23 protein-coding genes and 1 pseudogene are annotated in these 26,199 nt (G+C 38.0%); 16 read left to right on the plus strand and 8 right to left on the minus strand.

Annotated elements, in window-relative coordinates; translation table 11 throughout:
• The first annotated feature begins 205 nt into the window (after window positions 1-205).
• The 7 genes from MSBRM_RS07570 to MSBRM_RS07600 all read left to right on the plus strand — a co-directional run bounded on the left by MSBRM_RS07570 (window position 206) and on the right by MSBRM_RS07600 (window position 9,610).
• The gene (locus MSBRM_RS07570) at window positions 206-1,147 is read left to right on the plus strand and encodes a glycosyltransferase family 2 protein (protein WP_048118230.1); all 942 of its coding nucleotides are present in this window, start codon (window positions 206-208) and stop codon (window positions 1,145-1,147) included.
• Window positions 1,125-2,018 carry a lysylphosphatidylglycerol synthase transmembrane domain-containing protein gene (locus MSBRM_RS07575; protein ID WP_048118227.1) on the plus strand — a complete coding sequence of 298 codons (894 nt, stop codon included), beginning with the start codon at window positions 1,125-1,127 and terminating at the stop codon, window positions 2,016-2,018. The genes MSBRM_RS07570 and MSBRM_RS07575 overlap by 23 nt, the downstream gene beginning before the upstream one ends.
• 494 nt (window positions 2,019-2,512) lie before the next feature.
• On the plus strand, window positions 2,513-3,097 hold the full coding sequence (locus MSBRM_RS07580; protein ID WP_048118224.1) for a class I SAM-dependent methyltransferase: 585 nt from the start codon (window positions 2,513-2,515) through the stop codon (window positions 3,095-3,097).
• A gap of 346 nt (window positions 3,098-3,443) precedes the next feature.
• Window positions 3,444-5,648: a hypothetical protein gene (locus MSBRM_RS07585; protein WP_048155249.1), complete on the plus strand. Its 2,205-nt coding sequence runs from the start codon at window positions 3,444-3,446 to the stop codon at window positions 5,646-5,648.
• Between the two features lie 234 nt (window positions 5,649-5,882).
• Window positions 5,883-7,283, plus strand: coding sequence for a tripartite tricarboxylate transporter permease (locus MSBRM_RS07590; protein WP_048118221.1), 1,401 nt, complete (start codon window positions 5,883-5,885; stop codon window positions 7,281-7,283).
• Window positions 7,284-7,758: 475 nt separating this feature from the next.
• Window positions 7,759-8,259, plus strand: coding sequence for a PASTA domain-containing protein (locus MSBRM_RS07595; protein ID WP_048118219.1), 501 nt, complete (start codon window positions 7,759-7,761; stop codon window positions 8,257-8,259).
• A gap of 181 nt (window positions 8,260-8,440) precedes the next feature.
• A complete protein-coding gene (locus MSBRM_RS07600) occupies window positions 8,441-9,610 on the plus strand; it encodes a tetratricopeptide repeat protein (protein ID WP_048118216.1) in 1,170 nt (389 codons plus the stop codon).
• Between the two features lie 419 nt (window positions 9,611-10,029).
• Here the strand turns inward: MSBRM_RS07600 and MSBRM_RS19345 are convergent.
• Window positions 10,030-10,218 (minus strand): annotated as a pseudogene (locus MSBRM_RS19345) (transposase); the annotation flags it as partial.
• Between the two features lie 241 nt (window positions 10,219-10,459).
• On the opposite strand from MSBRM_RS19345, the gene MSBRM_RS18780 reads away from it, so the two are divergent.
• Both MSBRM_RS18780 and MSBRM_RS07610 read left to right on the plus strand, forming a co-directional pair.
• Window positions 10,460-10,798 carry a hypothetical protein gene (locus MSBRM_RS18780; protein WP_052712742.1) on the plus strand — a complete coding sequence of 113 codons (339 nt, stop codon included), beginning with the start codon at window positions 10,460-10,462 and terminating at the stop codon, window positions 10,796-10,798.
• A 626-nt stretch (window positions 10,799-11,424) separates the two neighbouring features.
• Complete coding sequence (locus MSBRM_RS07610; protein ID WP_048118213.1) at window positions 11,425-11,820, plus strand: hypothetical protein; 396 nt, start codon at window positions 11,425-11,427, stop codon at window positions 11,818-11,820.
• 434 nt (window positions 11,821-12,254) lie between these two features.
• Here the strand turns inward: MSBRM_RS07610 and MSBRM_RS07615 are convergent, their stop codons facing one another.
• On the minus strand, window positions 12,255-13,445 hold the full coding sequence (locus tag MSBRM_RS07615; protein WP_048118210.1) for a tetratricopeptide repeat protein: 1,191 nt from the start codon (window positions 13,443-13,445) through the stop codon (window positions 12,255-12,257).
• A 361-nt stretch (window positions 13,446-13,806) separates the two neighbouring features.
• Here MSBRM_RS07615 and MSBRM_RS07625 point away from each other — a divergent pair, with 361 nt between their 5' ends.
• Window positions 13,807-14,538 (plus strand): HAD family hydrolase, encoded by a 732-nt coding sequence (locus MSBRM_RS07625; RefSeq protein WP_048118205.1) that lies wholly within the window; start codon window positions 13,807-13,809, stop codon window positions 14,536-14,538.
• Between the two features lie 373 nt (window positions 14,539-14,911).
• Here MSBRM_RS07625 and MSBRM_RS07630 read toward each other — a convergent pair whose 3' ends face one another.
• Together MSBRM_RS07630 and MSBRM_RS07635 are read right to left on the minus strand one after the other, a co-directional pair.
• Window positions 14,912-15,790 carry a tetratricopeptide repeat protein gene (locus MSBRM_RS07630; RefSeq protein WP_048118203.1) on the minus strand — a complete coding sequence of 293 codons (879 nt, stop codon included), beginning with the start codon at window positions 15,788-15,790 and terminating at the stop codon, window positions 14,912-14,914.
• 959 nt (window positions 15,791-16,749) lie between these two features.
• Window positions 16,750-17,259 (minus strand): response regulator, encoded by a 510-nt coding sequence (locus tag MSBRM_RS07635; RefSeq protein ID WP_048118199.1) that lies wholly within the window; start codon window positions 17,257-17,259, stop codon window positions 16,750-16,752.
• A 242-nt stretch (window positions 17,260-17,501) separates the two neighbouring features.
• On the opposite strand from MSBRM_RS07635, the gene MSBRM_RS07640 reads away from it, so the two are divergent.
• Window positions 17,502-17,783, plus strand: coding sequence for a MarR family transcriptional regulator (locus tag MSBRM_RS07640; RefSeq protein WP_048118196.1), 282 nt, complete (start codon window positions 17,502-17,504; stop codon window positions 17,781-17,783).
• Window positions 17,784-17,980: 197 nt separating this feature from the next.
• Here the strand turns inward: MSBRM_RS07640 and trxB are convergent, their stop codons facing one another.
• Window positions 17,981-18,910 carry a thioredoxin-disulfide reductase gene (trxB, locus tag MSBRM_RS07645; RefSeq protein ID WP_048118193.1) on the minus strand — a complete coding sequence of 310 codons (930 nt, stop codon included), beginning with the start codon at window positions 18,908-18,910 and terminating at the stop codon, window positions 17,981-17,983.
• Between the two features lie 56 nt (window positions 18,911-18,966).
• Complete coding sequence (locus tag MSBRM_RS07650) at window positions 18,967-19,209, minus strand: glutaredoxin family protein (RefSeq protein ID WP_048118190.1); 243 nt, start codon at window positions 19,207-19,209, stop codon at window positions 18,967-18,969.
• Window positions 19,210-19,365: 156 nt separating this feature from the next.
• Between MSBRM_RS07650 and dph5 the strand changes: the two genes are divergently transcribed.
• The 5 genes from dph5 (at window position 19,366) to MSBRM_RS07675 (ending at window position 23,294) form a co-directional block, all read left to right on the plus strand.
• Window positions 19,366-20,166, plus strand: coding sequence for a diphthine synthase (gene dph5 / locus MSBRM_RS07655; RefSeq protein WP_048155252.1), 801 nt, complete (start codon window positions 19,366-19,368; stop codon window positions 20,164-20,166).
• A 39-nt stretch (window positions 20,167-20,205) separates the two neighbouring features.
• Entirely contained in the window at window positions 20,206-20,487 is a 282-nt protein-coding gene (locus MSBRM_RS07660) for a DUF357 domain-containing protein (protein WP_048118185.1), read from the plus strand.
• Between the two features lie 471 nt (window positions 20,488-20,958).
• Entirely contained in the window at window positions 20,959-21,348 is a 390-nt protein-coding gene (locus MSBRM_RS07665) for a DUF555 domain-containing protein (RefSeq protein ID WP_048118183.1), read from the plus strand.
• A 264-nt stretch (window positions 21,349-21,612) separates the two neighbouring features.
• Window positions 21,613-22,512, plus strand: coding sequence for a carbohydrate kinase family protein (locus MSBRM_RS07670; protein ID WP_048155254.1), 900 nt, complete (start codon window positions 21,613-21,615; stop codon window positions 22,510-22,512).
• A gap of 110 nt (window positions 22,513-22,622) precedes the next feature.
• On the plus strand, window positions 22,623-23,294 hold the full coding sequence (locus tag MSBRM_RS07675; RefSeq protein ID WP_048118179.1) for a diphthine--ammonia ligase: 672 nt from the start codon (window positions 22,623-22,625) through the stop codon (window positions 23,292-23,294).
• 798 nt (window positions 23,295-24,092) lie between these two features.
• On the opposite strand, the gene galU is transcribed toward MSBRM_RS07675, so the two are convergent.
• Both galU and MSBRM_RS07685 read right to left on the minus strand, forming a co-directional pair.
• Window positions 24,093-25,025, minus strand: coding sequence for a UTP--glucose-1-phosphate uridylyltransferase GalU (galU, locus tag MSBRM_RS07680; RefSeq protein ID WP_141706398.1), 933 nt, complete (start codon window positions 25,023-25,025; stop codon window positions 24,093-24,095).
• A 584-nt stretch (window positions 25,026-25,609) separates the two neighbouring features.
• The gene (locus MSBRM_RS07685; RefSeq protein ID WP_048118173.1) at window positions 25,610-25,849 is read right to left on the minus strand and encodes a DUF1330 domain-containing protein; all 240 of its coding nucleotides are present in this window, start codon (window positions 25,847-25,849) and stop codon (window positions 25,610-25,612) included.
• Window positions 25,850-26,199: the final 350 nt, after the last annotated feature.

The following is a 26,199-nucleotide window of genomic DNA, read 5'->3' on the forward strand; positions in this document are numbered from 1 at the left end:
ACTTCAACGTGGATTAAAATATGACTTATATATACTGTTGTAAAGAGGCTTTGTTCTAATTTGCTGTCAATTTCAATCCAAATCTTCCTCTATTATTGAAACGGGCTCTAGATTAAAGTTTGATATAGGACTCGTTTGGTTTCAAAAATTTCATAAGTGGTAATTTTACAGATGAACTGAAGCACTGTTTAGGAGAAAACGGTAAATGTCCGATAAATTAGATCTCTCAATCGTAGTCCCGGTTTTCAATGAAGGAGAAAACGTAGGGGAATTATATAACCAATTGAATGTAGTTCTTTCAAGATTGGGAAAAACATCTGAGATCATTTTCGTAGATGATGGATCTATGGATGACACTTTTAAGAAGTTAAAAGCGATCAAAGATAGCAAAATTAAGATTGTAAGATTCCAGAGGAACTATGGAAAGGCTGCGGCTCTTTCCTGCGGGTTCAAGAAATCACGGGGAAATTTTGTTATTACCTTGGATGGAGACCTGCAGGACGATCCCAAAGAAATCCCTAGATTTCTTGAAAAATTAGAAGAATATGATATGGTTTCAGGCTGGAAGAGTAAAAGGCACGATCCTGTTTCAAAAACCCTTCCCTCAAAATTATTTAATGCTTTGACTCGATATATCACAGGAGTCAAAATTCATGACTTCAACTGTGGATTCAAAGGTTATAGAAACTATGTCGTAAAGAACGTAAGATTATATGGAGAATTCCATCGCTATATTCCAGCTCTAGCACACTGGAAAGGATACACTGTCGGAGAAATTGAAGTCGAACACCATCCTAGAATTCATGGAAAATCAAAATATGGAGTTGAAAGGCTACTTAAAGGCTTTCTGGATCTGATCACAGTAACATTTTTGAATCTATACAAGAAAAGACCCCTTCACATCTTTGGAGGTATCGGCTTCTTACTAATATTCTCAGCAATAATTATAAACCTGCACCTTGTTTCTTTATGGCTCATGGGTATCAAGATCGGAGACAGGCCTCTGCTGATGTTGAGTATATTAATCACGGTTCTTGGAGCTCAATTTATATCCCTTGGCCTGATAGGAGAACTGATCACAAACTCCAGAAATAACGATGATTATATTATAAAGTACGATAGCTATGAACTGGAAAACGATAGGTAAAACTGTAGTCAGTTTGGGGCTAATGTTTTACCTTATAGCCAAACTTGACCTGAGGACAATCTACCAGACCTTTACCCAGACAAATCTGGAATTGCTTTCTCTCTCGTTACCTTTTATTGCTCTGATGTACCTGATAAAAGCGATAAAATGGAAGTCTCTACTCGATTGTATAAATGTTCAAATCCCTGTAAAAAGATCACTTGAAATAATTTTAATGGGTAACTTTTATGGCGCTCTTACTCCGGGCAGGGCAGGAGAAGTTTCAAGAGCTTTTTACTTAGATACTGAGAACTCCAGAAGCATACCTACCGTAGTAATGGACAGAGTCATAGACATGGTCTGTCTTCTGGTTTTAAGTGTACTATCTATAGCTTTCTTTTTTAAAGATAAAAATTTAATATATATAATGACGCCAATGATAATGATTTTTATCGCTGGTATTTTCGTTATCACAAATGAAAAGATTGTAAATCTTATTTTCGGGATATTTTCGAAAAGAAGTGAATTTAAAGAAAATTATATTAAAACAATAAAACAAATCACCGGAAATAAAAAAGCTATTTTTTCTGTTTCTGCATTAACTCTTGGGTATTACTTGCTGAATTTATTGGTATACTGGATAGTTATAAAATCCTTAAATCCCGCATTAAACAGCTTACTTACCTTTTCTCTCCCAATAGTAGTAGTTCTGGGTAATTTTCCAATTTCTATATCAGGATTTGGAGTTAGAGAGTTTGTAAGCGTTACAATATTCAAGTTATTGAATGAAAGTTCTGCATATGGATTTTCCTGCTCTATAGTTCTATATTTCTTGACTACACTATTACCAGCAATATTTGGATTCATACTTACTTTAAGAAAAAAACCTTAAAATTTCAAGGCAGGTCGAATTGTTATAAAAAGGACATTGGGAATGGATATTAAGAGCGGATATTAAGAATGGATATTGAAAAAGGACATCGAGAACGGACATCAAGAAAGGATATTGAAAACGGACATCAAGAAAGGATATTGAAAACGGTTATTGAAAACGGTTATTGAAAACAGTTATTGAAAACGGTTATTGAAAACGGTTATTGAAAACGGTTATTGAAAATAGTTATTGAAAATAGTTATTGAAAACGGTTATTGAAAACAGTTGTTGAAAACAGTTATTGAAAAGGTTATTGAAAACAGTTATTGAAAAGGTTATTGAAAACGAATATTAAGAATGGATATTAAGAAAAGATATCGAAAAAGGACATTGAAAATAAAGTCAAAGCAGTTGACACAAATTCTAAATAATCGGGCTATTAAGAATAAAAAATTAAAACTGAATATAAGAAGAAATAAAATTAAAAACGCATTTTAAATAGGTGGGGCTAAATGGACCAGAACCAGAGTAGAAATTACAAAAAATACAACTCCAAAAATCCGCTTATGGGTATAGTGATATCCAATTTTATGAAAAACTTAAAGGAAACTGCCAATCATTTAGAAAATATAAATAATGTTATTGATATAGGCTGTGGAGAAGGATTTGTAATAAACTGCCTTAATTATCCAAAAATAACAGGCGTTGATATTTCCAGAAATGCTCTGAGAATTGCAAAGGAGAAAAATCCAGAGTGTGATTTTTGTTCAGGCAGCATATGTGAAATTTCGTTTAAAGAAAACAGTTTCGATCTTGTTATAGCAACCGAAGTACTGGAACACCTCGAAAAACCGGATTTAGCTCTTCAGGAGATCCGACGAATAACCAAAAATTACTGTATTATCAGTGTGCCTAACGAACCCTATTTCCGTACAATGAATTTTTTCCGGGGTAAAAATTTGACACGTTTTGGAAATGATCCTGAGCATGTTCAGAACTGGAGTTCAGGAAAGTTTGTGAAATTAATAGAAACTTATTTTGATGTGCTGGAAGTTCGAAGGCCATTTCCTTGGACTATGGTTCTATGCAAAAAATAATTATTAACATCTACTTTTTATTAACATTTATTTTTTAATAAAGAGTTCATCCCAAAACTCAAAGTTTGCCTCTCCGGTTCCTGCATTTTAAGTGACCTATTGAGTTTCATATCGTGAAAACAATCCAGAATAATTCCAATAAGTGAAAATGAAAATGGGTTTTGAGATGGCTTCAACATTTTTTTAATAACATCTAATATTTAATAACACTTAATTTTTAGTGACATTTAACATATAATAATATTCAATTTTAAGTACATATAATATTTAATAACATTTATATATCATTTGGGATTTATTTCGAAAAAAAGAATAAGAGATATTCAGGAAATCGGGAGACAATTTCGTGGAAATAAGAAAAACATCTAACCCGGAAAAAAACCGAAGTTTTAAGAATAAACATTTTTACAATTTACGGGATTATTCTCTGGTGGGAATCTCATATACTCTTTTGACAATTATTCTTACTTATCCTGTCTTCTTTAAGATAAAAACCGATATTCCTGGAACAGGAGCGGATTCGTTTCAATGGATGAGGATCTTATGGTACACAAAAATAGCAATAAAGGAAGCGAATTTAGCGGCTTTGACGCATGACTCTCTCCTATTTTACCCGAATGGCATAGAATCAATGCCCTTTTCATCAGCCTTCAATCAAGTGCTATATGTATTGCTGTCGCCCTTTTTAGAACTGCACGTCATATACACGATACTATGGCTATTAACTTTTATAATAGGAGCTGTTGGTTCGTATTTTCTGGTAAAATATCTTACGGATAATAATTATGCTGCCTTTATTGCAGGAATTGTATTCGCGTTTTCTCCGTACCATTTTTCCAGAGGACTATACTTTTTTGGAGCAGCGACAGTTCAGTGGATACCCTTCTGTGCGCTGTATCTCATGAAAACAGTTAAAGAAGAAGGGATTAAGAACCCAGTCCTTGCAGGAATCTTTTTCATTCTGGTAGCAATGAGCGACCTGCAGTACCTGATCTTTATGGGGATCTTTGCAGGGTTAGTATTCTTCTATGATTTTTACCTGACTCTCAGGTCCAGAAATAACTTTACTCATTCTGTAAAACAAATAATTATAAAATATTTATTTTTTGGCGGGGTCGCTTTTCTCGGAGTACTGCCTTTGACCATTAATGAGATACTTATTGCTCTTTCAAAACAAAACTTCCTAAGGCCAAACATAAATGAAATTCCCAAATTATCAAACGATTTGATGAGCTTTTTCCTGCCTTCTCATTTACATCCGTTGCTAGGTCAGTTTACCTTAGACTTATATTCGAATATACCAAGCTGGCCTGCTGAACGGGTGAACTTTATAGGGTATATTGTTCTCGGACTTTCAATCCTTGCACTCTTGAAATCAAGGAGAAAACCTGACATAAAGTTCTGGTTCGTAACTACGTTTTTCTTTACGATAATTAGTTTAGGGCCCATATTACACTTCAACGGAGCGGTTGCTTTCACGGATTCCAATCTGAAAATTCCACTTCCATATCAGATACTATACAACACAATTCCTTTCCTGAAAAACTGCAGGACAGTTGGCAGGTTTTTTGTTATCGCAACCCTTGGGTACTCCGTTCTGGCAGGGTATGGTTTTTCGGAATTACTGAAGTATAAGCCCGATAGAAAAAAGCTTATCTTTACAATAGTAGGTTTTCTGCTGGTTTTTGAATACCTATCTATTCCGTATCCGACCACACAGGTAAGTGTTCCTGACTTTTATTATAAAATTAGTAACGATAAGGATAACTATGCGATTCTCGAAATCCCGCAAAACTCTAACGCAGGATATATGGCTTTTCAGGATTTGTACTATCAGACAGTCCACAATAAAGCTCTCGTAGGTGGATATTCAGCAAGGTATCCAGCTAACGTTGGTGACTTTCAAAGAAAGACTCCGTTCATTAAAGAATTACAGTATTATTCCTTGGGAACTAAAGATATTTTAAAGGAAGATGTTACTGATATAGGCACGTCTGTCCTGAATGCCAATAATATAAGGTATGTTATTGTCCACAAAAACCAGTTGTCCAGTGATCAGCTCGAGTTTGTAACCAATTTGCTGAATAAGACCCTTAAAACTGAACCTGATGTATACGATGAAGACGGGCTTATTGTTTACCGTGTTCCAGATGAAACAATTCAGCCCTTTATGCTTTTAGGTAAAGGATGGAACCGCCTGGAAAATTGGGACGGCACAATGACCAGGTGGATATCAAACAAGGCTACGTTATCGGTTTATTCAGGCGTTGCTGAAAATGCAGTATTAAAACTCAACGCATGCAGCTTACATTCACCAAAGACGCTCGAGGTTTATAATGGCAAAACTCTCCAGAGTAAACAAAATATCAGCACTAATTTAAGCACAGTAAATATTCCTGTTACCTTAAATCAGGGAAAGAATGTCATTCTTTTAAATGTACCTGAAGGCACCGAAAGACCATGTGACTTTCCGGAGCTAAAGAATAATGATACAAGGAAGTTAAGTATAGCAATTCAAAGAGTTCGGTTAATTCATTCGCCTGAAGATTGATTAAAAGCCTATCCGAAAAGTAAATAATACGTATCGAAAAGTAACAGTAAGTATATAATATAAGAGTTAATCACTTTTTGGATAGGCTCAAAAGGTAGTTAAGTAGGTAAAAGATAGTTAAGTCAAAACATAACAGAAATATTTTTATGTAGTTATAGTTATACTCTCTGGTGTGTCTTACAAAAATTTGAATGAAATTCACAAAATTCAATTAAGTTTCAGAGGGTTAGCCGGGTGGAAAATGTCTCATTAATTTTACTTTTTTTGTCAGTTTTAGGAGGTTACCTGCTTGGCATAATCTCAGGGCTCCTGCCTGGAGTACATAACAATAATTTTGCGCTTGCCCTTATAGCCCTTACCCCTTTCCTGGCTGAAAAAGGGCTTTCACCTTTTTACATTGCCGTGATTATTCTCTCAAATGCTGTCTCACAGACTTTTCATGACGTGGTCCCTTCAGTGTTTCTAGGGGCACCGGATGGAGATACTGCATTAATGGTCCTGCCAGGGCACAGGCTTCTTATTGACGGAGCAGGAGCTGAAGCAGTCCGGCTTTCAGCACTAGGAAGCGCAGGCTCGGTAGTTGCTTCCCTGATTTTTGTACTGCCGTTTTCGCTTTTCTTTAAGGCCATTTATCCTTATGTTGAAGCACATATGGCACTGATTCTTATTTCAATTGTCTTTTTAATGCTTGCAAGTGAAAAAGGTGAAAGCGTTGAAGATTCAAAGGAGAAAAGCCCATTTGCAAAATATAAGTACAAAGTTTTTGCCCTGATTTTGTTTTTAATCACAGGCATACTTGGGCTCTTCGCTTTTGATAGGGAATCCCTTATGGTTCCGGTTGTTAATTTTGGAGAGCCTTCCATACTCCTGCCTCTTCTGAGCGGGCTTTTCGGGGCTTCCCAGCTAATTATAAGCCTTCTTACAAGCTCAAAAATTCCCGAAGAGTCAGTGTCGGCACTCAAGCTTTCTCGAAAAAGAATTTTTAGAGGAATCCTTACAGGCAGTGCAGCAGGTTCGCTTGTGGCATGGCTGCCAGGCCTCTCATCAGCGATTGCTGCACTCCTTACAGGCCTTGTCGCAAAAGTTGATTTTGACAGGATTCCGCTTAAGAAAAAAACCTCTGATCCAGAGCCCGGAAAGTTAAGAACCTCTCTTTATTCCGACCCTTATGCCAGTAATCCTTCAACTCTTGAGAGCTCAAAAGAATTCATAATTTCAAATTCCGGAGTAAACACTTCAAATGCAATTTTCGGGCTTGTAGCTTTTGTGGTGATCGGGAGGACACGAAGTGGAGCAATGGTTGCCGTAGAAGATGTTCTGGAGACAAATATACTTGATTTTCCGGTACTGCTACTCTTTTTTGCTGCTATGGTCTTAACTGCACTGTTTTCATACTTTTCGACGATCTGGCTAGGTAACAATGCTCATTTGTTCCTAAAGAAAGTTGATTACAGCAAACTTTGTACAGGTGTTCTTATTGGGCTTGGAGTAATGGTTTATCTTTTCACAGGACTTTTTGGTTTTTTCATTTTTGTGATATCGACCCCAATAGGAATGCTCTCTTCCTTTATGAATGTCAGGAAATCCCATGCAATGGGAGTTATCTTACTGCCTGTGATCCTGTACTTTTTGTAAAAGATATTTTTTCATAAAAGAATTTTTAATTGGAGATCGGACAATAAGTCGATAATGACTCCAGAAAAATCGTTCTTTTTCCATTTTGAATTCAGAGAGATTTTTTCCTTTACTCCAGAAATTTTACTTTTTCAATCCGATTGCATGTAAAAATATAAAACTTAAAATGTATTGGGCTGGAAATGTACAGAGAGCTAAAAAGTATCTGCTATAAAAGAAAATAATAATAAAACAATCAATAAAGCTAAAAAATTAAAACCAGGTAATAAAGCCAAAAAGGTAAAACCAGGCAATAAATACAAAAATATAATGTAAAATAGTCTACTGAGGCTTGTTTGAATTAAAAAGACCAGGTCCGAATAGAACAGAAAATTCCTGATAATATAAATAATTCCTGATAAAGTGAAATATTTCGAATAAAGTTAAAAAGATTGAATAAAATTGAAATAAATAACCATAAGGGGTATCCAGGAATATGGAAGTAAAACTTGAACAGCGTTTAACTGAACTCAGGGCAGAATATGAATCAGGGCAGAAAATCCTCAAAGACATCGAATTAAAGCTTGCAGAACTTGAAGACCGGAAAAAAACTCTGAAAGAGACTCTCCTTCGCATTAGCGGGGCAATTGACTTGCTCGAAGAGGTACTGGAAGTAAAAGAAAGCGCTGAAGGGCCAGAAACCATGGTAGAGCCCGGAACTGTTGCCGGAAACGTGGAAGTTCCGAATGTTGTAAAACAGTCCCTTAAGAAAGCCATTAAAATTCTGGAAGAAGCCGGGCTTACAGCAGGAGAGGTTGTCGAACAAAAGGTGGTTTTACCCATAGGGGTTATGGCTGGTGATATCATCAGACAGGAACCGAAACCAGGTACGAAGTCCCCTGTCGGATCATCCGTAAAACTTGTAGTTGCGGTAAAAGGCAAGTTTTTGCCATCTGAGAGAAGCTCACTGTGCGACGCTTTTTCCGACCGCATTTGAACAAAGTAAAGGAGGGTTTAAAACGGAGGCTTACTCTTCCAAATCAAAGATTTCCCTGAACGAACTTCGGGAACACTGCAGGGCAGCAATTTCAGCCTTTTCTGCGCTTGAACATTCAGGGAGTCAGGCATCCCAGAGGCTTTGCCTGGAAAAATTCCTCAATGAATGCCAGGGCGCTTCAATGGTCTTATGGCATAAAAAGGATAGAAAATTCGGAAAACACCTCAGATCTGTGCTTTCAGTCTCTAATAATTCCCCTCTTTCTCCAGCAGTCTTTTCCGGGTTCAAAACAGTGATTAAAGGAATAGAGAAAGAGAAAACAGCAGGAATATGTAAAACTGAAGGAATAGAGAATACTGACGGAACAGAAAAAGCTGGGGAGATAAAGAATAATGAAGAAATAAAAAACGCTGAAGAAACAGAAAATATTCTAGAAATTGAAAAGACTTCCCGGAACAAAAAAAAGCAAGGGACACCTGAAGAAGATGTCGATAAAGGGAACTCAGCCGCTTTTCTATATAACACGGAAGCAAAAAAACTTACTTTTCATGGAAATATCTATGAAATCCTGCCTCTTTTCCTGAATGTAAGAGACCTTTACGCCTCCTTGCCCTTTTTCGAAGAACTTCAGGCCTGTGCTGAACGGCTTGAAAAGGAGCCACAGGACGCAACAGCTCTCTTTCAGAAAGCTGTGCTCATGTATAAGGCCAGAAGGTTTGAAACTGCCCTGCAGCTTACTGCAAAGGTTCTGAAAATTATTCCTGACGATCACAGAGTATGGTATAATAGGGGCGTCATTCTCTCGGAACTGGGCCGACTTGAAGAAGCGATTGCGGCTTATGACAGGACAATTGAGCTTGAACCGGCTTTTGAAATTGCCTGGGACAATAAAGGAGTTGTGCTTGCAAGGCTTGGCAGGTTTGAAGAAGCCCTCGAAACCTACGATAAAATTCTTCGTAGATCTCCAGAATATGCTGAAGCCTGGGCAGGAAAAGGCTCCATACTTTCGGCCCTCGGCAGAGAGGAAGAAGCCCTTGAAGCTTACAGTTCGGCTCTTCGAATTAGGCCTGAATACCTTGAGGCCCTTACTTCGACCGGAAGCCTGCTTTTCAGGTTAGACAGGTACGAGGAAGCACTGAAGATTTACGATAGGGCGCTTCAGTTCGCCCCTAAAGATCCCCGCTTCTGGGCAGCCAGGGGTTTTGTCTTTTCGGAAATGGGTAAACAGGAGGAAGCACTGAAAAGCTGTAATCGGGCTCTGGAATTGCAACCTGGTTTCGTTCCTGCACTTGAAGTAAAGGTAAGAATCCTTTCAGAAATCCAAAGACAGAAGGCTAAACCCTCTCAGTAATTTCTTTTTTTATATTTTCCTTCAGTCGTTATTTTTTTGTACTTTTCCTGTCATTTTGTTTGTTTTTGGAGTCATTTTGTTTGTTTTTTGGGTTATTTTGTTTGTTTTTTGGGTTATTTTGTATCTTCTTCAAATTTTATGGGTAAAAGCAGTAATGTATTTTCGACCACAGACAAAATATAATAGTTATTCCATTTTCCTTTATCATATCTTAGAGTAAACTTGGAGTAAAAAATGGAACTTGAAGCTTTAAAACAATCTCTGGCTCAACTAATCAGAGAAAAAAGATCAGTGAGTGGAAATTGAGGGATCTCCACTCAAATATGAAGAGGATACTCAATAATTATCAACAAGGCACCTACATTTTTCAGTGAGTTTTTTTATAGCAACTTTACTGGCTCTTAGAGGCCGTCTGAATATTATATATCTCTTATGTTCTTACGTTTTTTATCCGACCTAGTCGGTCTAATCATTATATGGATCACAGCAGCATATATTAATGCTTGGCTTGATTCTGTTAATCCTTCGTAGTCTTTACTCAAACGTCGATATCTTCCCAGCCATCCAGATGTACATTCTACTATCCATCTGTGAGAAAGTACTTGAAAAATATGGTTCCTGCAGTCTCATATTTAGAAACTTTTCTTTCATAATTCAGGAGAAAATGAAATAAGAAAAATAAAAGATGAAAGTAAACCTCAGATCTCTATTTTCCAAGATATTAGGTTACTATACGGCAGGTTATAAGAAGAATTATGTTCAGAATCTAGCAGTAATTATTATAAGACCTTAATATCAATTATAAAGCATTTATTATAAAACACAACATGTATTAAATGGGGGGAAAATATGAGAAAAGCACTTGTTATATTGATAGTGTTATTCGGTGTATTCCTTGCAATAGGATGCGCTGGTCAGGAAGGCGGAGCTCCAAATGAAACAGTCACTCCAGCTACGGCAGTCACTCCAGCTATGGCAGTCACTCCAGCTACGGCGGTAACTCCAACTACAGCAGTAACTCCAGCTATGGGAGCAACCAAGACTACCATACAGGGCAATAATACTACTGCAAACAGGACCGTTATACAGGGTAACAATACTACTATAGCCAAGACCACCATAAAAGGCAATAATACTACTGCAACTAAGACCACTGTAACCAAAGCGACTCCTAAAAACAATTACTAAATTGTTAAATGGTAACTCGGTGCTAAACTGTTTAATAGTAATTCCGGAGTCACCCTCTGTTCCAGAGGCTCTATATTATAATTAGCTTCTATGCACGAATTTTAATTCATAAGGCGATAGCTGTGAATTTTCGTTTAGTAACCAGAATGAAAATATAAGCTAATCTTACTAAAAAAACTTTTATTAATATTAGGTGATATATCCGACAATCTATAATGACAAGGATGTAAGGTAATACAAAGACAATGATATTAGACGCTTGAGATGTCTGAATTACCGACAAATCTTACTTTAACGAGAAAGGTTTTAAAAACGATTTCGCTTTTTTAATCATTATTATCTTGTCAACAAGCTGAAAGCTTCTTTTTCTAAATTATTAATGATTTTGAATGTGGCTTCATGCAGTTTTACTTTTAGAAACTTTTCTTTTGTAGTTAAAGAGAAGATGAAACTGGAAGAAGAAGTATGTTAAATTAGCGGAAGACTCCTGTTATTAAAGATTTTGATGAACTATACGAAAGATCATAAGAAGAATTATGTTCAGAATCTAGCAGTAATTGTTATAAGACCTCAATATTAATTATAACGCAGTTATTATAAAACACATGATTTGAGTGGAGGAAAACATGAGAAAAGCGCTTGTTATTTTGATAGTATTTTTCGGTGTATTCCTAGCCATCGGATGCGCTGGTCAGCAAGCTCCAAATGAAACGGGAACTCCAAAAGAGACTGCAACCGAAGTCCAGGCAGTGACCGGAGCTGAAGCTGTAACACCGGTTCAGGAAGCAGTAACCGAAACTGAAGTTGTAGAAACTCCTGTTACAGAAGTAACTCCGGTTGAAGCAGTTACTGTAGTAGAAAATGTAACTGAACCGACAAACATAACTATAACAAAGAAACAGGATCAGAAGACTCCAATTGAATTGAAAACTCCAACCAAGGCACAAACTCCAGCCAAAAATGTTACAGGCACTACCGGGAACAAGGGAGTAATCCAGGTAACACCTAGCACGGGCAAATAATGGCACATGCCTGAAAAAACTTATAAAGAACAAAATATGGGCAGAGTATTTGGTAATTCTGAGTATAGGCTGAATTATCGAGTGACGATTGGTATATTTAGTAATGTTAGTAGTAATCCGAATCCTGCCCATACCACAAAGCAGTAAGGCGCTGTAAGTACGTAGTACGGATTTTCAATAGAATAAGGTCAACAGAATAAGGTCAATAGAATAAGGCGGCAGTTGCAGCATTTTTATTCAAGCGGCAAGAGATAAATATCTTATTTCGCATTACCTGAATAGGTACATTGCAATTATTTTCAAACTGGATTGTGAAGAAAGAGCCTTTTAAAGCTTGATCGAAAAAAATAAAAATTTAAAAATCTTAAAAAAAGTAAACATTGAATAATAATAGGTTATTAGACAAAAATAAGGCTGGTATGTAAAAAATTCGATTACTGGGTATCTCCTCCTACTTCGGCATATCTGGGATCAATTTCTACAGCTTTTCTGTATGCTTCTTCTGCTTCTTCTTCCCGTCCAAGGAAACTCAGACAGACAGCTTTCCCGAACCATGAATCTGCAGCCTCAGGATTAAGCTTGAGTGCCTGCCCATAAATATCCAGAGCTTCTTCAAAGCGTCTGAGCTGAGCAAGCACGAAACCCAGACTAGAATAAGCTTCTAAATACTCAGGGTCAAGCTGTGTAGCTTTCCTGTACGCTTCTGCGGCTTCCTCGAACCTCCGCATCTGGCTGAGGGTAAAGCCTTTATTGTACCAGACATCGGCATTTTCGGCGTTGATTTCGATTGCTTTGTCAAAGGCTTTAATTGCCTCATCATATTTTTCAAGGTTTTCGAAGTCTATCCCCATATTATTCCAGGCATCATCGTTCTCAGGATCAAGCTCTACAGCTTTTTGATATGCTTTTAAGGCCTGCCTGTAACTTCCAAGGCTGTCCATGTCCACGCCTTTATAATGCCAGGCTTCGGCAAAGTTGGGATCAAGTTCAATTGCCTTGTCGTACGCGATAATTGCTTCGCCATACTTGCCCATTTGACCCAGCGCTATGCCTTTTCCTACCCAGGCTTCTTTATAATCGGAATGTTCCTCTAGGACTTTTTCATAGGCTTCGATAGCTGCCTTATAGTCTCCTGCCTGGCTCAGGTTCAGGGCTTTTCCGTACCATGCATTTGGATATTCCGGTCTGAATTCAAGGGCTTTTTCATAGGCTTTAACAGCTTCGTCATACTTACCAATCTGGGACAAGGAGAAAGCCATATTATTCCAGATATCTGGATCCTCGGAATTGATATTGATAGCTTTTTCATAAAACTCAAGGGCCTCTTCGTATTTTCCAACGGTTTCAAGGGCCTGAGCCTTATTGTTTAATAGGTCTATATTATCTGGATCAAGCTCGATTGCTTTATCAAAAGCCTCCATTGCCTCATTAAAGTTGCCACAGCTGAGAAAATCAAGTCCGTATTCATTAAGCTTGGCTGCAACGACTTTATCGCTGACCTCCTGCTCACCTGTATCCCCCGAATCGCTTAGAACAAACATTTCTTCGGAAACTGGTTCTTCTTCAGATTTTTCTTCACCGCCTTCTTTTCTGAAGGTTTCATCTTTTGGTTCGTCGGAACTCATATCAAAATTTCCTGCTCTGCCTTTTGTAGTAGAACCTGCGGATTCTTAAATCCCCGCGTTCGGTATTTACTTAAATTCGTTGTTCGTTTATAATTTATACTCTGTCCTTTATGGCTTTTATAGCCTCTCCCCGAAAAGCTCTGAAAATAGTTCCAGAAAGAAGAGCAGAGAAGCAGAGTAGAGAAAGAAAAAGCAGAGAAGCAGAGTAGAGAAAGAAAAAGCAGAGAAGCAGAGTAGAGAAAGAAAAAGCAGAGAAGCAGAGTAGAGAAAGAAAAAGCAGAGAAGCAGAGTAGAGAAAGAAAAAGCAGAGAAAGAAAAAGCAAATTTACATGGCTTAGAAAAAGCAGCAGGCACGAAGAAAATGGACGAGATTGAGAATAATATGAATATAATTCAGAAAAAGCTGGAGCGAGTTTACCCCGAAGCTCTGAGAGCTGTGCTTTTTGATATGGATAACACTCTTTTTGATTTCGTAGCTGCAAAACTGGAAGCTTGCAGGGAGATTCTCTTTTTTATCTGGAAGGGAGATGTTACGGAAGAACCTTCTGTACTTTTCAGATACTTCCTTAGAGGAGTTTACGGTTTTGAAGACTACGAAAATATTCGAGACTACATGCAGGAGAGAAATGTTTTTACAGCTCAGGGCTACAGGAAGTGCTGTGAGATCTATGAACGGGAAAAACTACAAAATCTCGAACTCTATCCAGCTGTACCGGATACTCTTGATAAGCTTAAAAAGCTAGGCTTAAAGCTTGTGATTATAACGGATGCCGATAGTTATCATGCCCTGGCAAGGCTTACAAGGGTCAGGATTCTTAATTACTTCGATCTTATTGTGGCTGCGGATACTACGGGCACAAAAAAACCAGATACGGCCCATTTTCTTTTCGCGCTTAAGGTGCTCGGGATAAAACCCGAAGAAACTCTGGTAGTGGGAGACAATATCAAAAGAGATATGGTCCCTGCTCGTAAACTTGGACTGAGAACCGCTTACGCTTCTTATGGAGACTGGAGACCTAGAGAAGAGATGAATCAATGCTTCGATTTCAGGCTCGATACGTTTTCGGATATGCTTAATATACCTGGACTCTGAGTAGTAAGCTTTTTCAAACAACCCTTTTGAAAAAACTGCTTACCTGCAACCCTTTTAAAAAAACTGCTCACCTGCAACCCTTTTGAAAAAACTGCTTGCCCGAAAACCCCAGCAACAACATGATCGGCATGATCAAACGGCTCAACGGTTGTAGCACAACCCTTTTGAAAAAAGGCTTAACCGAAAATCTTAGCTTTGAGCATGTATGCTAATAAACCTGTAAACCGGATACATCAGGAGAAACAGAAAACTTTTATAGAAAAGAAAACTTTTGGCCGTCAGTCCTGAGGATTTTGGAAAGGAATTTTCGACTAACGGCTTTCTCTGGCTCTGGGTTCTTTGACTTATATGGAAAAATCTGAGGTCTGTTTACTCAAAGGAGATCAGAATATATCGGGTTTATATCGACTGCTCTCTCATAGGCTTCCATCGCTTTCTGGTGTTTCTTAATTCTGTCGTATACGATGCCTTTACCAATCCAGGCTTTTGTAAAACTTGGATTGATATCGATAGCTTTCTCAAAAGCTTGAAGTGCCTCTTTGTATTTTTCCAGGTCTCTCAGGGCAATTCCCTTATTATACCAGAACCGGGCATTGTCGGGATTTGCCTTTATCTTTGTGTCAAAAATCTCCACGGCTTTTTCGAGATAAAGTCTAGCTTCATCGTGTTTTCCAAGCCAGCGGAGAGCCACACCTTTGTTATAAAGGGCCTTTCCATTAGCAGGGTTTAATTCAAGAGCCTTGTTGAAAGCGCTAATGGCTTCTTCATAACTTTTTACCTTACAGAGCCCCATACCTTTCTTGCACCACTCACTTGCGCTCATGGAACCCATATTATAATTCTTCTCATAAAGGCAAATAGCCTTCTCAAAATCATCCATAGCATCTTCGTATGCCTTCATTTCCCTCAGAGCCATGCCTCGCCTGTACCATACTTCAGGGTCTTCAGGAGCGAGATATATAGCATGGTAGTATGCATCAAGAGCTTCTTTATACTGCATAAGGTCTACCAGCAGTTCACCTTTGGAGCACCAGGTCTTAACATCCGCAGGATTGATCTGAAGAGACTTATTAAGGACATCAAGAGCTTCGTCATATCTGAAAAGGCTTTTCAGAACCATACCTTTGCTAAATAGGATTTTTGCATTGTCAGGGCTTATTTCCAGAGCTTTATTGTATGCATCAAGAGCTTCTGTAAATCGTCCAAGTTCATGGAGTGCAACACCTGTATTGTACCACTCGTTCGAAGTCATCACTCAACCACACCTTTTTTAGATAACGTTTTTCCACTGATTATCACATCTACTTTAGCAATAATAATATATGCTTTCAGAGCGTTAAATTAGTTTTGTACTTTAGCTCCATACTAAAAATAAGGAGATATCTATAGTTTCACGTCATAATTTCTGTGTCAAGGACAAATTTCCAGTTATACATGATTTCCAGTTATACATGATAACCTATGCTTTTGCTCTTTTTAAGGATTTTGAAAACTTTATATACTTTAATATTTTAAAAATAAAGTTTTCACAGGTCGGGCAAGAATTCGATAAATTAAGACAACTTTATACATGTTTTTTAATTATTCTTGAAATTAATAAAAATATATGTATCATAGCCTCAAATTCTTCAGTCTTTCCTTTATTATATCAGTGTTTTTGCCCTGACATGAGGAAAATTGATCTACAAAATAAAACTTGAAAAATCCGGTAAGTTTGATTTTGGCAAAAGTTGAGATCACCTCCTCTCACGGCCTGTCAAAAGTCTAATTATCGACTTCTCACATTGAGGAATTGAGGAATTCTCTGGTCTGGAGAAACTTATGTAAGGACTAGATGTCTTAATTAGGGCCAAAATCAGCTCTTAATAGCCTCACGTCTTTTGAAATTATATTAAAAACTTCTCTTAAAAATAATAAAGATAAATATCCCAAGGGTCCTTTCACACTTAATAAACTAATTAGTATAATTTTATATGCTCGTAAAAATAACGATAAAGACATTTAATAAAGGCATTCAATAAAGAATTTAACAGGATATTTTATAAGTATATATATAAATAATTATAATGTATAGAAGTATTTCTGACATGCCAGAAATATAAAAATTTCAAATGGGTGCTCTGAAAAGCTCTTCAGAGCGGCCTTTATATCCCACAACATTTTAAATTTTTTAATACGCAGACGTTTTTCTAATAGAAGTCAGCTTTGGAGTTAGAAATGAGTACGTTTCAAGATCATTCCCACCCTCGCCCGCAGTTCCATAGGGTTAAAAGGTGTAGTAACATAGTCATCAACTCCCGATTCAAAAGCCTTAATCCTGTTTTTTACTTCTCCTTTATCACTGAGAACCATAACCGGTATCCACCAGTACCTTGAACTTGTTTTAAGCTGCTTGCAGATTTTGAAACCTTCAAGGTCTGCAAGCCCTGTATCCAGCAAGACAAGATCGGGTTTTTCAGCTTTTATCGCTTCAAGTGAAGAAAAACCGCCAGGGACTTTGACAACATTATAATTTTCAGCGTCAAGTGTCGCCTTAATACTTAGGGCACTGCTCCCATTACCCATAATCAGGATTTTCTGCCGTGTGTCCTTAAGATTTGCGATTCGGGTCTTTACCAGTTCTTCTGAAACTGAAAGACGGGAGGCAATCTCTCCTTCACTTATTTCAGGTTGCGCTTCAATTAATTTCAATATCTCATGATCAAGATTTTTATAATTCATCACCCTCCATCACCATACAGTATATATTTTCTTAGATCTTAAACATTTCTCAAATCTTTTAAAACACGCGTTACTTTAAATTTAGTACAGTATGAAGAGTATAGAGTTATCCAAATATTCAGAAGACTTCTTATGAATCGTCGGATTGACCAATTAGGAGATAAGTTTATAACCGTAAATAGCAAGTTAATATTGGAAATAAGAATCACTTACAGAGAACAGCCACCTCTGAGATGATATCAATGGATCCAATGGAAAAAATTTTTGGTAAAACCGCACAGATGACAGTACTCAAGAATCTGATTGAACACCAGAACGAATCAACCTACCTTTCTGGGATAGCTGAAGAAACTGGCCTGTCTCACTCCAGCGTATCAAGGGTCATTACTCCCCTGATCGCATCGGGCATAGTCATAGAAAAGCCTCTGGGAAAGCAAATCAGGACTTTCCAGCTGAACATGGACAATGAGGCAACAAGGCTGATTATAGATTTCTACAATAATATCAACCAGATGCTTGGATAATCCTTAAAAGCAGAAGTACAAAAAACGAGAACTAGGGGCAGAAATGGTCTACTGTCCCGTCTTTTAAATTTGCAAACAGTTTAAAGTTTTAGATAATTAAACTTCCAGGTAATTTCAACCTGAATATCTTGATTAGAGTAATTCTTCAGGTAACCATTTCAGGTAACTTTAACCAGATATCCTGATTTAGATCGTTCTCATGTAGTCTCTTTTTTGAAGCTCTCTATGTACACGTTCGCAGCGGTAGCTGCCAGTGCTCCATCTCTAACGGCTGCAACAAGTTGCCAGATTGGGGTATCACGACAGTCTCCTACAGCATAAATCCCTTTCTTCGAGGTTTCAAGGAAACGGTCCGTCGTGATAAAACCTTCATCATCCTTATCCACGTCAATGATTTCAGTGTTTGGATGAATGCCCACGTAGATAAAAACACCGTCTGTAGACAGTTCGCGCTGTTCTCCGCTTTTAAGATCTTTTAAGCTTATTTTTTCGACTCTTTTAACTCCTCCACTGCCTCCCATGATTTCCAGAATCTGGGCATTAAAAATGAATTCAATATTCGGAGTTGCAAAAGCTCTATCTTGAAGGACTTTAACAGCTCTCAGCGTGTCTCTTCTGTGAATCAGATATACTTTCCTGGCAATTTTCGAAAGAAGAAGGGCATCCGTAACTGCTGAGTTGCCACCCCCGACCACCACAACAGTTTTGTTTTTAAAAAAAGGCCCGTCACAGATGGCGCAGTAAGAAACCCCTTTACTGATAAATTCTTTCTCTCCAGGCACGTTCAGATGCTTGGGATTTGCACCTGTAGCAACTATGACAGCTATTGACTCAAGAGCTCCACTATCCGTGGAGACTATTTTCTTTTCTCCTTCGGCGCGAACAGAGAGGACTTCAGTTATCTTTGTTTCTACCCCAACAGCCTGAGCATGAGCCTTATATTTTTCCATTAATTCTAGCCCTGAGATAGCTGGAAAGCCAGGATAATTTTCCACGAGATCTGAAAGCGCAATCTGCCCACTTATTTCACTTCTTTCAAGTATCAAAGTATTAAGTCCGGAGCGTACGGCATAAATACCGGCTGCGAGCCCCGCAGGCCCTCCTCCTATAATTATAAGATCATACATGTTTCCCTCCTGAATACAGAAAAACAGTTTCAATGGAATACCTTTTTGAGATTTACTCAGCTAATACGAGATATAGCTTCAGCTTTTTTCGGGAGGCCTGTAAAAGCTACCTCTCCATCAATAATAGTCGTAGGTACTCCAACTATGCCATACTTATCTATCAATGCCTGACCCTCTGGAGTTTCCACGTCTATTTCCTCGTATTCAAAGTCATACTCGGATTTCAGGTCTCTCCAGAATCTTCTAGCTGCCGGACAGGCAGTACACCAGCTGGCGTGAATAAGCGTAACTTTAGCCATAAAAACCCCTTTAAAAATTACAGTTGTAAATCCATTCTAATATTAATTTTCATATATAAATAAGTTAAGCGTACCCTCAAATTCGAAAAATGAAGAATTACTGCCTGATCTGTTCAAACAAAAAGCTTTAAACCAGCAGGGCTCTTAAAGCGGGCTATGCTTACATTTATAGGTCTGGGTCTTTTCGACGAATATGACATTTCTTTAAAGGGACTTGAGGCTATCAGGGAAGCTGACATGGTTTACGCGGAGTTCTATACATCCTATCTCATGGGTACGAACCTTGAAAAAATGGAGAAACTCTACGGAAAGAAAGTCTTTTTGCTTTCAAGAGAGGATGTGGAGCAGCACCCTGAGTGGCTCTCCGAAGCAAAGGACAGGAATCTTTGCTTCCTGACTGGCGGGGATACAATGGTCTCCACAACCCATGTAGATTTACGCCTGAGAGCTGAAAAACTGGGAATAGAGACCCGTCTGGTTCATGGGTCTTCAATTGCCTCGGCTGTCTCGGGTCTTACAGGACTGCAGAACTACCGCTTTGGTAAATCCGCAAGTATTCCTCATCCCTATGAGAGCAGAAGAGGCACAAGGATAATCTCAGAAACTCCTTATGATACCATAAAACAAAACTTGGAGCTTGGCCTGCATACTCTGGTGTTTCTGGATATAGATAAGGAAAAAGGCTATATGACCGTAAACACTGCCCTTGAGCTTCTCCTTGAGGTTGAAGAAAAAAGGGGAGAAGGAATTATGCGAGGAGCCGTTGCAGTAGGAATAGCCAGGGCAGGCTCTGAAAAGCCGGTCGTAAAAGCAGACTATGCGGAAAAACTCAAGGACTTTGATTTTGGAAAACCTCTCCACATCCTGGTAATTCCCGGAAAACTGCATTTTCTTGAAGCCGAAGCGCTTGTGAAACTTGCAGAAGCTCCAGCAGGATTTATGAACGAAGCGGAATAAAGAAGAGAATACTGTTTATAGCGTTTCCTGGTGATTATAATGCCTGCTGATCTTGATGAAAAAGTCAAAAGATACGAAGATATGTTAAAAAGAGCCCTCCAGAAAGCCAAATATGCCCCAATTCCGGAATCCCATATGTACGCCGTTGCAAAGGATTATTATACAATGGCAGAGGCTTATTATAAAGATGGGGTGTATTTTCTGGAGAATAGAGATCCTGTAAATGCCCTTGCCTCCTTCAGCTATGGTCATGCCTGGCTCGATGCAGGGGCAAAACTAGGGGTTTTTGCAGTCGATGATGAAACTCTTTTTACTATATAAACAGGAAATGAGAATAAAATAAGAATAACTGAAGAGGAATAACTAAAGAAAAATAACTATAGAAGAATAACTAAAGAAAAATAACTATAGAAGAATAACTAAAGAAAAATAACTATAGAAGAATAACTAAAGAAAAATAACTATAGAAGAATAACTAAAGAAAAATAACTATAGAAGAATAACTATAGAAGAATAACTAAAGGCAAATAAAATATAATATAAGAAAATTAAAAATGCCTGAACTTGAGTCTGGGAAAAAGCATAGATGCCTCAGTTAAAAGGATTAAAGTTGCAAGACTGAGAATTAAAAACTTAACTGAAAAACCATATAAAATCAAATATAATACTATTTATTTGAAGCAGAAACAATTTTATATACTTTATTCTATTCTTTAGATTCTGTGAAAACTTTTCCCGATCGGGATATCTTCTTAAAAAACGTGCATAACAGAATAATAATGGTGGACAATAATGAAAAACTTCCATGTGGTACTTGAAGCAGCTTGGTTGGTTAGAGATGTGAAGACGGCTGATGATGCTATAGGAGTCGCAATTTCAGAAGCTGGAAAACGCCTGAATCCTAAACTGGATTTTGTAGAGGTTGACGTAGGAACTACATCCTGTCCGGTATGTGGTGAGCCCTTTAGCAGTGTTTTCATAGCAGCAAACACCGCTCTTGTAGGTCTTATTTTTGAGATGAAGGTTTTTGATGCTGAGTCTGCCGAACATGCGGAAAGGATTGCAAAATCCGTGATTGGAAAGTCTCTCCGCGATATTCCTCTAACAGTCGTTGAAGTCACCGAATTCGAAAGGTCAGTTGAGAAGAGCGAACAGCAGCATAAGAGCAAAACAAGCAAATAAAAGTTTTTCCCAGGACCTATTAGACAGAATAAGACATTATGCTACGGCTAGTTATGCCTCTAGGTTTTGTTCAGATTTGACTTTCCAAGGGCTGAAAAGAGATATTTGGTGAGAAAAGAGACATTTGGTGAGAAAAGAGTCACATCATTGATAAAAACCCGGTAAAAAAGCAAGTTTTATCTCTTCTTCAGACTTGTTTTTTAGAGTTTTATCCGGCGCAAAGAGCCGGGCTTTTTCACAACCCATGAAAAAAGAGGACACTACATGGACAGAGTAATTTCAATCGTAGGGCACACTGCCCTTGATTACATTGTAGATGTTGAAAGAATCGCAGGAAAAAACGAGTCATCTCCTGTCATTGACTATGAAGAATATCCTGGCGGAGGAGCTGCCAATATTGCGGTTGCCATTGCAAAGCTGGGAGGAAAGAGCCAGCTGATTTCCCCTGTAGGTTCGGATTTTATAAGTTCGGGATATGAAAAACTCCTTACGGAAGCGAATGTTGACCTCTCCCGTCTTTATAGAATTAAGGACCAGAAAATTTCTAAAGCCTTTATTTTCACTGACAGGGAAGACAACCAGACAACCTATTTTTACTGGGGAGCTTCTTCAAAATTCAAGGAATTGGAACCCGAACCTGTAGATTTCGTTCATCTTGCAACCGCTGACTCGGTGTATAACGCGAAACTCGCACAAATTGCCGGCTTCGTCTCCTTTGACCCGGGCCAGGATCTTGTTACGTATTCGAAAGAAAATCTTGAACTCATACTCGCTCATACTGACATCCTTTTTGCGAACCGACACGAGATAAGGCGAGTTTCAGAGATGACCGGAAAAAGTTTCTCTGAACTCAAAGCGATGATCGACATTATTGTGGTCACATACGATTCCAAGGGCAGCAGGATCTATACAGATAATGATGAATTTTTAATTCCTGTAATTTCTGTCCAGGCTGTAGATCCCACCGGAGCAGGAGATGCTTACAGGGCAGGTTTCCTTCTTGCCCTCACAAGAGGATACCCGCTTTCCACCTGCGGGAAAATTGGGTCTACAGTAGCTTCTTTTGCTGTACAGGCACAAGGTTGCCAGACAGACCTTCCAACCTGGGAGGAAATGAAAGCCCGTTATGAAGCTAATTTTGGCAGGCTTGAGAAAGAGTGCTGAAATTGCAAATGCAGAAGAAGCATGATCAAAAGTCAAAAGATATATAAAATATTACTTAATGATCCACGCATTATAACCCTCAACGTACAGTAAAACAAAAAGGGATGCAGATGAAACTCGCAGCACTGGTTTCCGGTGGCAAGGACTCGATTTTTGCCATATATAAAGCCCTCCAGGAAGGGCATGAAGTCACCCACCTGATTAATATTGTTCCCGCAAGGGACGATTCTTACATGTATCATTCCGTCAACCTCCACATGGTAGAACTAATCTCTGCCGCCTGTGAAATCCCCCTGGTTCAGCAAGAGTCAAGCGGAATAAAGGAACTTGAACTGGATGACCTGACCCTTGCTCTCAAGAAAGTAGATGTAGACGGTGTATCCGTAGGTGCGATTGAGTCCCAGTACCAGGCAGGTAGGGTGAAGAAGATCTGCGATTCCCTGGGGCTTAAGGTCTATACTCCTCTCTGGCACAGGGACCCTGAAGAATTGCTCAATGAGATGTCAAAAGTACTTGATATCCGTATTGTAAGGGTCGCAGCTGACGGCCTCGACGAGTCCTGGCTTGGTCGCCCTATTAATGTAAATTCAATCGAACATCTCAAAGCCCTGAACAAGCGGTACATGGTTCACATGGCCGGAGAAGGTGGAGAATATGAAACTGTTGTGCTTGATGCTCCCTTTTTTAAAAAGCGGATTGAGATTGTAAAAAGTGAAGTTGAATGGCAGGGTGACACTGGCTCCTTAAAGATCCTGGAAGCAAAACTTGTTGATAAAAATTGATTATGAAAAAGGCTTCCTGAAAAACAGGTTAATCCCGAAGACGGGTTTTATTTATTTCATTTAGAAGCGCTATAAGCGCTACAATTCTTTAAAAAATGATATTTTTATTTGGATTTTTTCATTTTTCACTTTTTATTCTTTAATTTTTCACTTTTTATTCTTTAATTTTTCACTTTTTATTCTTTAATTTTTCACTTTTTATTCTTTAATTTTTCACTTTTTATTCTTTAATTTTTCACTTTTTATTCTTTAATTTTTCACTTTTTATCTCTATCTTTTGTCAATTATGCAGTTTCTCAAGTCAGATATTTGTCTGATTTTCAAACTGAATTCAGATTTACAATGTAAATATAATTAAATCTTTTCCAAAAAATATAAGTACTGTGAAAAATTTATATTTATTATCAGTATACCATTGTTTTTATATATTTTCATATATATTTATCTAATAGGGCGTCTGAGATACAACCATTTTTAATGTAAACCTCAACCAACACTTTTCCCCCCAAAATCCCCCATTCCCAATACTCAGATGCCCTTCCCCAATAAAATTTATCTAATATCATGGAATGAAAATACGTAAGAATAATGCTTCCTACGTACTTTTTCCTTCCTTTTTTCCATAATTACGATTATTCCACTAATGTTGTTATTTGCTCATTAACTGAAAATGTCTCAGTTCCAGCAAGCTTCCTCAATAGAAGAAGACTTAAAGGTAATGCCTGGATAGTTCTATCTCATATTTTAATTCCTGATACTTCACTCAATTTCTTATCCTTCACAAAATTTCCTAGACTTTCAAGTTGTGATTTCGTCAACCGACGGCTCTTCCATAATATCGGTTTTTCTCTGTTCCTTACTATCTTCAGCTTCAAGGATATCCCTCAGGTATTCGAATACGTCTTCCCTGAGATTTTCGTTTTGAAGAGCAAAGTCCACTATTGATTTTACATACCCTAACCTGTCGCCAGTATCGAACCTTTTTCCTTTGAACCTGCAGGCATAGATAATCTGAGACTTGTTAAGAACCCGGATCCCATCAGTCAGCTGAATTTCATTTCCTACTCCGGTTCCAGCTTCTTTTATACAGTCAAAAATTTCTGGAGTGAAAACATAGCGGCCTATTGCTCCAAGATTGGAAGGAGCATTTTCAGGTGACGGTTTTTCGACGATATCCTCAAGCATATAGAGAGAGTCACAGAGTGGCTTTCCTTTTATAATTCCATAGCTGCTCAGTTTTTCATAAGGAACTTCTTCCACTGCAAGCGTGGACCTCCCATATTTCTCAAAATTATCTATGAGCTGAGCTGTGCATGGCTTGTCATTCACAATAATATCATCTCCGAGAAGCACGGCAAAAGGTTCGTTTCCAATATGATTTTCTGCCCTGAGAACCGCATCCCCTAGCCCGTTAGGTTCTTTCTGGCGGATGTAGTGAATATCAACAAGGGAGGAAACATCCCGGACAAGCTTAAGAAGTTCAGTATTATGCCTTTTCGCAAGGTGCATTTCGAGTTCAGGAGAATCATCGAAATAGTCTTCAATTGCTCGTTTGCCCCTGCCTGTGATAATGATTATATCTTCGATTCCCGAGGCAATGGCTTCCTCTACAACGTAGTGGATTACAGGCGTGTCAATTATAGGGAGCATTTCTTTGGGCATGGACTTAGTGGCAGGCAGGAAACGGGTTCCAAGGCCTGCTGCAGGGATAAGTGCTTTTTTGACGGTCAAGAAGGACACTCCAAAAAGGATTTGAAGTAAGAATATAACATTTTTAATTAAATCTGACTTTAATTATACTTGCCTTATGATTAATTTTTCTCTGCCTGATACCATAGAATCAAAGTGAAGGCTGAGTGTAACCTAAGATAGCAGCTTTTCTTAGCAAATTAAGCTATTAACAGATATCTAGCTTTATCTGGCTCCGATAGCTTCTATCTGAAGATGTCTGGATTTATCTGGCTTCGATAGCTTCTATCTGAAGATATCTGGATTTATCTGGGTCTTATACTGCTTCTATCTGAAGATAGTGACCGAGCAATCTGATGCCTGTGAAACCTCTATAGACACGTACTGGGAAAATTGATATAAAAGGGAAGAAAATGCTGAAAAAAGAATTATTTTTAGCAGGTTCAAGGCTATTAATGTTCAAATTGCTGAACAAAAAAATCCAAAGGACCCAGAAAAATATGACAAATTGATTAAAAGCGATCTACCAGATACCGACAAATTGATTAAAAGTGAGAAGTCAGTTTAAAAACGGTGGTATATTTCTGATTCTAGCTATAATTATTCTGGTGGCAAATATCCATTGACTATACTGATTTTGTAATCGTAGAGTTCTCTCTGAAGGGTGCAATCTTCAAGTATCCCACCGAATTAAAGCAATTTCTTAACTGTTCTTCGGTTTCAAACTCAATAATGATTATTCTCTCGGGATTCCAATTTCCAAACATTGGAATAACCTCACCTCCCCTGACCAGATACCTGCCTCCGTACTTTTTTATAATATTTGGAACTTTTTCGACATATTTAGTATACAGTTCATGATTCATGACTTGATTTCTATTATCATATAAACGGTCATTTTTCCTTTCTTCTCGCAGACGATTAAATGAGATATCCAGCCGAACTTGTTGCGACCTAACTTATTTTTACAACAATCGTTATTGACTTTTCGGATAGTTTCCAGGATAAAAGTAATTTCTCTGTAAAAATACTCTATATAAAAAGATATAAAAGATATACAAAGTACGTTCAGCAGTAGACTCATACAACAAGGCATGAACAAATTAACCTGCAAAAATGCAACAAATATCTGTAATAAATTATTAACAAACATATATTTTAATAGATACTCCGAAACTAGAATTAGCTGCAAGCTTCAGGTTTGATTTGCTGCTGC

The organism is Methanosarcina barkeri MS (assembly GCF_000970025.1).
Lineage (GTDB): Archaea > Halobacteriota > Methanosarcinia > Methanosarcinales > Methanosarcinaceae > Methanosarcina > Methanosarcina barkeri.

Bases quoted from the DNA above. Each gene is read 5' to 3' on its own strand.
- dph5 (WP_048155252.1), top strand. From the start codon at position 19,366: ATGCTTACATTTATAGGTCTGGGTCTTTTCGACGAATATGACATTTCT.
- MSBRM_RS07615 (WP_048118210.1), bottom strand. From the start codon at position 13,445: ATGAGTTCCGACGAACCAAAAGATGAAACCTTCAGAAAAGAAGGCGGT.
- MSBRM_RS07575 (WP_048118227.1), top strand. From the start codon at position 1,125: ATGAACTGGAAAACGATAGGTAAAACTGTAGTCAGTTTGGGGCTAATG.
- MSBRM_RS07580 (WP_048118224.1), top strand. From the start codon at position 2,513: ATGGACCAGAACCAGAGTAGAAATTACAAAAAATACAACTCCAAAAAT.
- MSBRM_RS07570 (WP_048118230.1), top strand. From the start codon at position 206: ATGTCCGATAAATTAGATCTCTCAATCGTAGTCCCGGTTTTCAATGAA.
- MSBRM_RS07675 (WP_048118179.1), top strand. From the start codon at position 22,623: ATGAAACTCGCAGCACTGGTTTCCGGTGGCAAGGACTCGATTTTTGCC.
- MSBRM_RS07640 (WP_048118196.1), top strand. From the start codon at position 17,502: ATGGATCCAATGGAAAAAATTTTTGGTAAAACCGCACAGATGACAGTA.
- MSBRM_RS07600 (WP_048118216.1), top strand. From the start codon at position 8,441: ATGGTCTTATGGCATAAAAAGGATAGAAAATTCGGAAAACACCTCAGA.
- MSBRM_RS07660 (WP_048118185.1), top strand. From the start codon at position 20,206: ATGCCTGCTGATCTTGATGAAAAAGTCAAAAGATACGAAGATATGTTA.
- MSBRM_RS07630 (WP_048118203.1), bottom strand. From the start codon at position 15,790: ATGACTTCGAACGAGTGGTACAATACAGGTGTTGCACTCCATGAACTT.
- MSBRM_RS07610 (WP_048118213.1), top strand. From the start codon at position 11,425: ATGAGAAAAGCGCTTGTTATTTTGATAGTATTTTTCGGTGTATTCCTA.
- MSBRM_RS07685 (WP_048118173.1), bottom strand. From the start codon at position 25,849: ATGAATCATGAACTGTATACTAAATATGTCGAAAAAGTTCCAAATATT.
- MSBRM_RS07670 (WP_048155254.1), top strand. From the start codon at position 21,613: ATGGACAGAGTAATTTCAATCGTAGGGCACACTGCCCTTGATTACATT.
- MSBRM_RS07595 (WP_048118219.1), top strand. From the start codon at position 7,759: ATGGAAGTAAAACTTGAACAGCGTTTAACTGAACTCAGGGCAGAATAT.
- MSBRM_RS07650 (WP_048118190.1), bottom strand. From the start codon at position 19,209: ATGGCTAAAGTTACGCTTATTCACGCCAGCTGGTGTACTGCCTGTCCG.
- MSBRM_RS07635 (WP_048118199.1), bottom strand. From the start codon at position 17,259: ATGAATTATAAAAATCTTGATCATGAGATATTGAAATTAATTGAAGCG.
- MSBRM_RS07665 (WP_048118183.1), top strand. From the start codon at position 20,959: ATGAAAAACTTCCATGTGGTACTTGAAGCAGCTTGGTTGGTTAGAGAT.
- trxB (WP_048118193.1), bottom strand. From the start codon at position 18,910: ATGTATGATCTTATAATTATAGGAGGAGGGCCTGCGGGGCTCGCAGCC.
- MSBRM_RS18780 (WP_052712742.1), top strand. From the start codon at position 10,460: ATGAGAAAAGCACTTGTTATATTGATAGTGTTATTCGGTGTATTCCTT.
- MSBRM_RS07625 (WP_048118205.1), top strand. From the start codon at position 13,807: ATGGACGAGATTGAGAATAATATGAATATAATTCAGAAAAAGCTGGAG.